The 8,752-nt window shown below is 68.3% G+C and carries 7 protein-coding genes and 1 pseudogene; 5 read left to right on the top strand and 3 right to left on the bottom strand.

Annotated features, from left to right (window positions below):
- From VGD28_RS13070 to VGD28_RS13050, 5 genes and pseudogenes are all read left to right on the top strand, one after another.
- Nucleotides 1-537, top strand: a pseudogene (locus tag VGD28_RS13070) (hypothetical protein); the annotation flags it as partial.
- Between the two features lie 5 nt (nt 538-542).
- Entirely contained in the window at nt 543-1,226 is a 684-nt protein-coding gene (trbF, locus tag VGD28_RS13065) for a conjugal transfer protein TrbF (protein WP_331028780.1), read from the top strand.
- Entirely contained in the window at nt 1,223-2,221 is a 999-nt protein-coding gene (gene trbG, locus VGD28_RS13060) for a P-type conjugative transfer protein TrbG (protein WP_331028779.1), read from the top strand. The genes trbF and trbG overlap by 4 nt, the downstream gene beginning before the upstream one ends.
- Nucleotides 2,218-3,429, top strand: coding sequence for a TrbI/VirB10 family protein (locus VGD28_RS13055; RefSeq protein WP_331028778.1), 1,212 nt, complete (start codon nt 2,218-2,220; stop codon nt 3,427-3,429). Before trbG ends, VGD28_RS13055 begins: the two co-directional genes overlap by 4 nt.
- Complete coding sequence (locus VGD28_RS13050) at nt 3,426-3,653, top strand: DUF2274 domain-containing protein (RefSeq protein WP_331028777.1); 228 nt, start codon at nt 3,426-3,428, stop codon at nt 3,651-3,653. The genes VGD28_RS13055 and VGD28_RS13050 overlap by 4 nt, the downstream gene beginning before the upstream one ends.
- Nucleotides 3,654-3,671: 18 nt before the next feature.
- On the opposite strand, the gene VGD28_RS13045 is transcribed toward VGD28_RS13050, so the two are convergent.
- From VGD28_RS13045 to VGD28_RS13035, 3 genes are all read right to left on the bottom strand, one after another.
- Nucleotides 3,672-4,580 carry a LysR family transcriptional regulator gene (locus tag VGD28_RS13045; RefSeq protein ID WP_331028776.1) on the bottom strand — a complete coding sequence of 303 codons (909 nt, stop codon included), beginning with the start codon at nt 4,578-4,580 and terminating at the stop codon, nt 3,672-3,674.
- A gap of 363 nt (nt 4,581-4,943) precedes the next feature.
- Complete coding sequence (locus VGD28_RS13040) at nt 4,944-5,546, bottom strand: cation diffusion facilitator family transporter (RefSeq protein ID WP_331028775.1); 603 nt, start codon at nt 5,544-5,546, stop codon at nt 4,944-4,946.
- On the bottom strand, nt 5,543-8,749 hold the full coding sequence (locus VGD28_RS13035; protein ID WP_331028774.1) for a CusA/CzcA family heavy metal efflux RND transporter: 3,207 nt from the start codon (nt 8,747-8,749) through the stop codon (nt 5,543-5,545). The genes VGD28_RS13040 and VGD28_RS13035 overlap by 4 nt, the downstream gene beginning before the upstream one ends.
- Nucleotides 8,750-8,752 lie beyond the last annotated feature (3 nt).

Raw genomic sequence — 8,752 nt, 5'->3', positions numbered from 1 at the left:
ACCGCGCGCACCGTTGGCTCCGCCGCCAGCGCGTATCGCGTCGGCGCCGAGGGCAAATCGGGGCTTGGCGGTGTTGCGGCAGGGATCGGCAATGTCGGCCGCGCCGCGGCGGAGCGTGCCGTGTCCCCGCTCCGCGGCAGCTCGAACCAAGCCTCGCCCGCATCCGCTGGCTCGGCTGCCGGTCGCTCCTCGAGCGGTGCGACACCTCACCAGACCGCCTCTGCTTCGATGGCGGGCGACAGCACCGGCGCCGCCGAGCCGCAGCCGGAATCCACTTCGGCCGATCGCGACACGGTGGGCGCTCCCGCCGCACAGCCGAGCGCACAGCCGACCGAGACGTCATCCGCCCCGTCCGAAGCTTCGCTGGCGCCCGCCGCAGATCCTGCCGGTGCTTCCGCCAGCGGTCCTCCGGCCTGGGCACGCGCGATGCGGCGCCATCAGGCAATCGTCCACGGCGCCAGCGTCGCAACCCATACGCTGCGCGGCGGCGACAGCCGCGGCCCCGGCGCCTCCGTCAGCATGACCGACAAGGAGTGACACGCATGTTTCGCAGATCGACGGTGCGCTACGGCGCCACACCCGAGCCCGAGACGCCCTATCAGCGCGCCGGCCAGGCATGGGACGAACGCATCGGTTCGGCACGGGTCCAGGCGCGCAACTGGCGGCTTGCCTGCTTCGGCGCGCTCGGGCTTTCGACGCTGCTGGCTTCCGGCATCATCTGGCAGGCCTCGCGCGGCACGATCACCCCCTGGGTCGTGCAGGTCGACAAGCTCGGCGAAGCCCAGGCCGTGGCACCGGCGGAAGCGGCATATCGCCCGAGCGACCCGCAGATCGCGTTCCATCTCGCGCGCTTCATCGAAAATGTCCGCAGCATTCCGGCCGATCCAGTCGTGCTCCGCCAGAACTGGCTGCGCGGATATGACTTCACGACCGCACGCGGAGCGCTCGCGCTCAACGATTACGCCCGAAACAACGACCCGTTCGCGCTGATTGGAAAGGTGCAGGTAGCGGTCGACGTCTCGAGCGTGATCCGCGCCTCCGACGAAAGCTTCCGCATCGCCTGGACCGAGCGGCGCTTCCAGGACGGCAGCCTCGCCGCGACCGAGCGCTGGTCGGCGATCGTCACCGTCGCGATCCAGAGCCCGCGCACCCCCGACGCGCTGCGCAAGAACCCGCTCGGCGTGTTCGTCACCGCTCTCAACTGGTCGAAGGAGCTTTCGCAATGACCCTGAAACGCGCGGCGGTCGTGCCGCCCCTCTTCATGCTCGGCCTGCTGCCGCTCGCCGGCTGTGCGACGTCGCGCGCGCAGACGCCTCCACGGCCAGCCGAGGCGCTGGTGCCTGCAATTCCGGAGCCCGAGCAGGCGCACAAGGTCGAGATCGTCCGCATTCCCGAGCCGCTGCCGCTGCCCGGCCAACTCAAGCCGATCCGGACTTCCGTCGCGCCCGATATGGCCGATCCCCAGGCGCGCATCGGCAAGGCCAACGCCGCCGCCCGCATGCAGCCCGCCCGGGACGGCTTCCTCAACGCGATCCAGCAATATCCATGGGCAGAAGGCGCGCTCTACCAGCTCTACACCGCGCCGGGTCAGGTCACCGACATTGCGCTGCAGGAAGGCGAACAGCTTGTCGGCCCCGTTGCAGCCGGCGACACCGTGCGCTGGATCATGGGCGACACGCTGAGCGGCTCGGGCCCGGCGCAGCGCGTGCATATCCTGGTGAAGCCGACCCGGCCGGGTCTCTCGACCAACCTGGTCATCAACACGGACCGGCGGACCTATCACGTCGAACTGCGCTCGACCGCCGACACCTATATGGCCTCGGTCTCCTGGACCTATCCGCAGGATGCGCTGATCGCGCTTGCCGCCCGGAACCGTGAGGCCACAACGCCACTCCCGGTGCCGGGTGTCGACCTCGAGTCGCTCAACTTCGCCTACCGGATTGACGGCGACCGGACGGCGTGGCGTCCGGTGCGCGCCTTCGATGATGGACGCCAGGTCTTCATCGAGCTCCCGACAAATGTCGGTCAAAGCGAGCTCCCGCCGCTGTTCATCACAGGCGCGAAGGGCGCCGGCGAGCTGGTCAACTATCGGATGCGCGGCCGTTACCTCATCGTCGATCGGCTGTTCGGAGCGGCTGAGCTGCGGCTCGGCGGCGGCAAGTCGCAGAAGCGCGTGCGCGTGCTGCGCGAAGGTGCCCTTCCGGGCGAGAGGGCGAAATGAGCGAGCATCCCCAGGCGCAGCCGATTGGTGCTGCCGATCTGCGGCTCCGCGGAGACCCACCCCGCGTGATGCGGCTCTCGCGCAAGACGCTGGCGGTCGCGGGTCTGGTGGTTACGGCCGGAATCGGCGGGGCGCTGATCTACGCACTGCAACCGACCGCGCCCAAGGCACCGAACGAACTCTACGAGACCGACAACCGGGCGACCAGCGATGCGCTTGCCGGCGCGCCAAAGGACTATTCGCAGGTGCCCAGGCTCGGACCGCCGCTGCCCGGCGATCTCGGCAAACCGATCCTCTCGGCGCAGCAGCGCGGCGTCGATGTGCCGCCGCCGCCGATCGGCCAGCAAACCCAGCCCGGCGGACCGCCCGACACAGCGCAGGCCGCGCGCGATCGCATCCGCCAGGAACGGGATGCGGCCCGGACCAGCAAGATGTTCATCGGGAGCGAAGGCGCCGCGCCACAGACTCCTGCCGGGTCATCCGCGGCGCTGCCGCCGCAGGGAATGGCCAGCGCGGCCGCGCCGTCGCAAGTGGTCGAGCGCCAAGGGCCGACGAGCGGTCAGGCCGCAAAGCGTGATTTCCTGACAGCGCGCGACGGGCATCCCGCCGAGAGCAGCCACCGGCTGGTTCCGGCCGCTTCCCCGTTCATCGTGCAAGCCGGCAGTGTGATCCCGGCCGCGCTCATCACCGGGATCCGCTCCGACCTGCCGGGGATGATCACTGCCCAGGTCACGCAGAACGTCTATGACAGCGTGACCGGCCGGCATCTGCTGATCCCGCAAGGCAGCCGCCTGATCGGCGAATATGACTCGCAGATCTCATTCGGGCAGAACCGCGTCCTGCTCGCCTGGGATCGCCTGATCCTGCCCGATGGCCGGTCGATCCAGCTCGACCGGCTGCCCGGCACCGATGCCTCGGGCTATTCGGGTCTGCAGGACCGGGTCGACCAGCATTGGGGCGGATTGTTCCGCGCCGCCTTGATCTCGACACTGCTCAGCGTCGGAACCGAGGTTGGCAGCGATGACGAGGACTCGCTGGTGCGTGCGCTGCGCGAAGGCACGTCCGACTCGATCGGCCGCACCGGCCAGGATCTGGTCCGTCGACAGATGAACGTGCAACCGACGCTGACCGTGCGGCCTGGCTTCCAGCTGCGCGTGATCGTCACCCGCGATCTTGTGCTGGGACCGGGCGAAGGAGGTGCGAAATGACGCTGAAGCTCGGACCGATCGCCGACGACAAGCCGGTGAAGGTCACTATCGACATGCCCGCCGACGTCTATCGCGACCTCAGCGCCTATGCCGAAGCCCACGCCCAGGCGACCGGTCAGGCGTCCAGCGGTCCCGCCAAGCTGATCGTCCCGATGCTTGTCCAGTTCATGGCCACCGACCGCGGCTTCGCCAAAGCGAGGCGACAGCTCGGGGCCGGAGGATGAACCTGGCCCGCTGCCGTTCTAGTGCCGAACAGCGCGCTCGGGCGGTGTCCTGCCATATCGTCTAGCCGCCAGCGCCAGGAAGCGCGCGAGCGCGGGGTTCTCGTTTTCCTCGCGCCAGTGCAGGGTCTGGCTGAGGCGTGTCGGGCCAAACGCATCATGGACCTCGCGAAATGCCACGCCCCCGTCGATCGTTAGTCCGGCGCCAGCCGTCACGGAGGCCTGCTCCCTGGTGACGAGGCTGTGCAGATTGTCCCGACTTACCGCCTGCGCGACGATCCGTGGCGCATGGCAAGGGCCGGCGAGACGCGCTGAGATCATTCTTGCGATCAGATCGCCGGGATCGGCCCGGGTCACGAGGAAGGTCATCTCCCGCAGATCGGTCCAGTAGACTCGGTCGCGCTCGAGCAGCGGGTGGTTGAGGCTCAGGCCCAGCGCCAGCGGCTCGCTCCACAGGCATAGCGCTTGCCCGCCCGCCGCTTCGCCGGCCACCACCGCCAGATCGAGACGGCCCCGGTCCAGCCCGTCGAGGAGCTGATCGCGGCCCGCCTCAATCGCCTCAAGCTCGACATCCGGGGCCTCGCGACGGAAGTCCTCGAGCGTCGCCCGCAGATCGCCGGCCGCCAGGGTGCCGTGGAAGCCGATGCGCAGCCTGCCGCACTCGCCGCGTGCCAACGCCAGCGTGTCGGTCGAAAGCATGTCAAGCTCGCCGACGATTGAGCGGGCCCGGGCAAGGAAGTGGATCCCGCTCGGCGTAGGCGCGACGCCCTGGGTCGAACGCGTGAACAGCGGGACCCCGATACGAAGCTCGAGATGGCGGACGCGCTTGCTCAGCGTCGACTGCTTCACGCGAAACTGCTCGGCCGCACGGCTGAAGCTGCCGCTATCGGCCGCCGCCAGCGCATAGCGCAGGAGGTGGACCTCGATCATGGCGCATCCCTGTTCCGTCTTGCCCCGGCATCGGGGGGTGCTGTCAATCAAGCGTGACGGCGAGTCGAAGCGCTGACAATTCCAAGAAATGGTGGAGTCGCACGGTCTTGGAAGGCGTGAGGGTCCCGTGGCGACTCCAGTGGCTTCGCTCAGTCGCCCCCTGGGTACACGCGCCAAGGCCGAAGGCGCGAGGTTAGCCGAAGCCTCAACACCTGGGCGCGCCCCCGCACCGCATCGACCGTCCGCCCCAAGGTTCGGGCGATATCGGGCGTCTGCTGTTTCGCCGCTATCCCGGCCCGCAGCGCAGCGTCGTCCTCGGCAGACCACGCCCGCGAGGGCCTGCGTTGCGTTGGCTTGGCCTGGTCATCCGGCATCGCGCGCCTCATCGGCGGCGGCATCCCTCAGGATTTCGATCCCGCCCTTGATCGCGATCGCCGCCACCGCCGCACCGACAACGAGATCGGGCCAGTTCTGCCCGGTCCAGAGCACGACGCCGCCAGCCACCACGATTCCGCCATTGGAGACGAAGTCGTTGAAGCTGAAAGTCGTTGCCGCGCGCAGATTGACGTCAGGCTCCTCCAGCCGTTTCAGCAGCCACAGGCAGATGCCGTTCACCACGGCGCCGATCAGCGCCATCGTGATCATCGTCGGGCCCAGCGGCTCGCTCCCCGTCAGGAAGCGCCGCACCGCGTCGACCAGCACGCCCGCCGCGAAGACCAGCAGCAGCACGCCGGAGACGCGCGCCGCGGCGCGCTTCCAATGGTCGGGACGCGTGAGCGCAAGAAGGCTGATGACATAGACCAAAGCATCGGACGCATTGTCGAGGCCATTGGCAATGAGCGCGCTCGAATCTCCCAGCGCACCCGTGATGCCGAAGCCTGCCGCCAGCGCGACGTTCAGCGCCAATACGATCCAGAGCGTCCGGCGCTTGTCCGCGGTGTCGAGTGACAACCGTTCTTCGCTCATGCCACCACGTCCGCGCCCTCGACCGGAGCCGGCATCTCGCGCCTGCCGAAGCGCGCGTAGAGCGTCGGCAGCACGAACAAGGTCAGCAGCGTGGCCGAGATCAGCCCGCCGATCACAACGGTCGCCAGTGGCTTCTGGACCTCGGCGCCCGCGCCATGGCCGAGCGCCATCGGCACGAAGCCGAGCGAAGCCACCAGCGCGGTCATCGCGACGGGGCGCAGACGCGCCAGCGCGCCCTCGCGCGCCGCCACGGCTCGATCGTGCCCGCGCGCGATCAGGTCCTGGATCGCGGAGACCATGACGAGGCCGTTGAGCACCGCGATGCCGGACAGCGCAATGAAACCCACGGCCGCCGAGATCGAGAAGGGCATTCCCCGCAGCCACAGCGCCAGTACGCCGCCGACCAGCGCCAGTGGCACGCCGGTGAACACGATCAGCGCATCGCGCACCGACCCGAGTGCGCCGTAGAGCAGCAGCATGATCACCGCGAAGCAGATCGGCACCACAATCATCAGGCGGTCGCGCGCCGACGCCAGATTCTCGAACTGGCCGCCCCATTCGAGATAGGTGCCCGGCGGCATCTTCACCTGGCTAGCGATCGCGGTCTGCGCGTCGGCGACCACACCGGCGACGTCCCGGCCGCGGACATTGGCCTGAACGACCACGCGGCGCTTGCCGTTCTCGCGGCTGATCTGGTTGGGACCATCCACGATATTGATGTCGGCGACGGTCGAAAGCGGCACGAACCCGCCCTCGGCGGTCGGTACCGGCACCTGCGCGATCGCCGTGAGGTCCGATCGAGCCGCTTCCGGTAGACGAATGACGACGGGGAAGCGTCGGTCGCCCTCGAAGATCATGCCGGCCTCGCGGCCGCCGATCGCCGCCGCGACCGTGTCCTGCACATCGCCCGCCGTCACGCCGACGCGCGACATGGCGGTGCGGTTCGGGCGGATGTCCAGCATCGGCAGGCCTTCGGTCTGCTCGACGCGTACGTCCGTCGCCCCTGCGGTTTTGCGCAGGACGCCCGCGATCGCTTCGGCAGTCGCATTCATTTGGGCGAAGTCGTCGCCGAAGACCTTCACGGCGACATCGCCGCGCACGCCCGCGATGAGCTCGTTGAAACGCATCTGGATCGGCTGGGTGATCTCGTAATTGTTTCCGGGCAGCCTCGCGAGCCGCTTCTCCAGGCGCTCGACGAATTCCGCCTTATTCAGATTGGGGTCCGGCCACTGCTCCCTCGGCTTCAGGATCACGAACGTGTCGCTGATGCTGGGCGGCATCGGATCCGAGGCGATTTCCGAGGTGCCGGTCCGCGAGAAGGCGAACTGCACTTCGGGTTCCTTGGTGATGGCCCGCTCGACATGCGATTGCATCGCCTGGCTCTGGTCGACCGAGGTGCCGGGCACGCGGATCGCCTGAACCAGCACATTGCCTTCGTCGAGCTGCGGGAGGAACTCCTGGCCGAGCGTGGTGAAGGCGACGCCGGCCAGCGCCAGCGCGCCGACGGCTACGCCCAGGGTGGCGCTCGGGCGGCGCATCGCGGTGTCGAGGCCGGGCTCGTAGCGGCGGCGCAGCCAGCTGACGATGCGCCCCTCCTTCTCCTCCACGCGCTTGCTGAGCCAGATCGCGATCGCTGCAGGCACGAAGGTCAGCGACAGGATGAAAGCGAAGATCAGCGCGATGATCACCGTCAGCGCCATCGGCTCGAACATCTTGCCCTCGACGCCCGTGAAGGTGAGCAGCGGCGCATAGACGAGGATGATGATCGCCTGGCCGTAGACCGAGGGACGGATCATCTCGCGCGACGAAGCAGCCACGATGGCCAGCCGTTCCTTGAGCGGCAGCGCATCCTCTCGGCCATGCTGCGCTTCGGATATACGTCGCAGCGAGTTCTCGACGATGATCACCGCGCCGTCGACGATCAGCCCGAAGTCGAGCGCGCCAAGGCTCATCAGGTTTGCCGACACGCCCGCCTGCAGCATGCCGATGCTGGTCAGCAGCATCGTGATCGGGATGACCATCGCTGCGATCAGCGCGGCGCGGAAGTTGCCGAGCAGCGCGAACAGCACGACGATCACGAGCAGCGCACCCTCGGCGAGGTTGCGCGCGACGGTCGCGATGGTCGAGTTGACCAGGTCGGTGCGGTTGAGCACCGGCTTCACCACCACGTCCACCGGCAGCGACGGTCCGATCTCATCGAGGCGCTTCGACACGCCGGTCGAGACGGTGCGGCTGTTCTCGCCGATCCGCATCACCGCGGTACCGACGACCACCTCGCGCCCATTCTCCGATGCCGAGCCCATGCGCAGGCCCTGGCCGGTGCGCACTCCCGCCACCTGGCTCAGCACGATCGCCACGCCCTCTCGCGTGGCGATCACGGTGCGGGCGAGCTCGTCGGCGGTGCGGATCCGGCCGTCCGCACGCACAGACAGCCCCTCGCCGTTGCGATTGACGATGCCGGCGCCGGTGCTGGTGTTGTTGCGCTCGAGCGCGGTGGCGAGGTCCTGCAGCGTGATCTTCATCGCCGCCATGCGCTGCACATCCGGAACGACGAGATATTCCTTGGTGTAGCCGCCGAGCGAGTCGATCCCGGCAAGGCCGTCGGCGCCCTTGAGCTGCGGCGCGACGATCCAGTCCTGGACCGTGCGCAGATAGGTTGCCTTGTCGGCTTCGCTGACGAGGTGATCGCCCTCAGGCGTGATGTAGCTGCCGTCCGGCTGCAGGCCGGGCTCGCCGCTCTTGTGGTTGACCTTGTCGAGTTCGCGATACTCGACCGTCCACATGAAGATGTCGCCGAGGCCCGTGGCGATCGGACCCATTTCGGGGTTCACGCCTTCCGGGAGATCCTCCTCCGCGGTGCGCAGCCGTTCCGAGACCTGCTGGCGCGCAAAGTAGATGTCGGTGCCCTCGTCGAAGACGGCGGTCACCTGGGAGAAGCCGTTACGGCTGAGCGAACGGGTATATTCGAGGCCGGGAATGCCGGCGAGCGCGGTCTCGATGGTGAAGGCGACCTGCTTCTCCACCTGATCGGGCGAGAGCGCCGGGGCGACGATGTTGATCTGGACCTGGTTGTTGGTGATGTCGGGGACGGCATCGATCGGCAGCCGCTGGAGCGCGAACATGCCGGCGATGGCGAAGGCGGCGGTGAGCAGCAGGACGAGCCAGCGCCGCTCCACCGAGAAGGTGACGATCCGGGCGATCATGGC

The sequence above is a fragment of the Sphingomonas sp. genome (genome assembly GCF_036402235.1).
Classification (GTDB): Bacteria; Pseudomonadota; Alphaproteobacteria; order Sphingomonadales; family Sphingomonadaceae; genus Sphingomonas.
The sequence above is the reverse complement of the archived record's forward strand: the minus strand, read 5'-3'. Positions and strand labels throughout refer to the sequence as shown.

Excerpts from the sequence above, each read along its gene's own strand:
- trbF (WP_331028780.1), top strand. The coding sequence starts at position 543 with ATGTTTCGCAGATCGACGGTGCGCTACGGCGCCACACCCGAGCCCGAG.
- trbG (WP_331028779.1), top strand. The coding sequence starts at position 1,223 with ATGACCCTGAAACGCGCGGCGGTCGTGCCGCCCCTCTTCATGCTCGGC.
- VGD28_RS13055 (WP_331028778.1), top strand. The coding sequence starts at position 2,218 with ATGAGCGAGCATCCCCAGGCGCAGCCGATTGGTGCTGCCGATCTGCGG.
- VGD28_RS13050 (WP_331028777.1), top strand. The coding sequence starts at position 3,426 with ATGACGCTGAAGCTCGGACCGATCGCCGACGACAAGCCGGTGAAGGTC.
- VGD28_RS13045 (WP_331028776.1), bottom strand. The coding sequence starts at position 4,580 with ATGATCGAGGTCCACCTCCTGCGCTATGCGCTGGCGGCGGCCGATAGC.
- VGD28_RS13040 (WP_331028775.1), bottom strand. The coding sequence starts at position 5,546 with ATGAGCGAAGAACGGTTGTCACTCGACACCGCGGACAAGCGCCGGACG.
- VGD28_RS13035 (WP_331028774.1), bottom strand. The coding sequence starts at position 8,749 with ATGATCGCCCGGATCGTCACCTTCTCGGTGGAGCGGCGCTGGCTCGTC.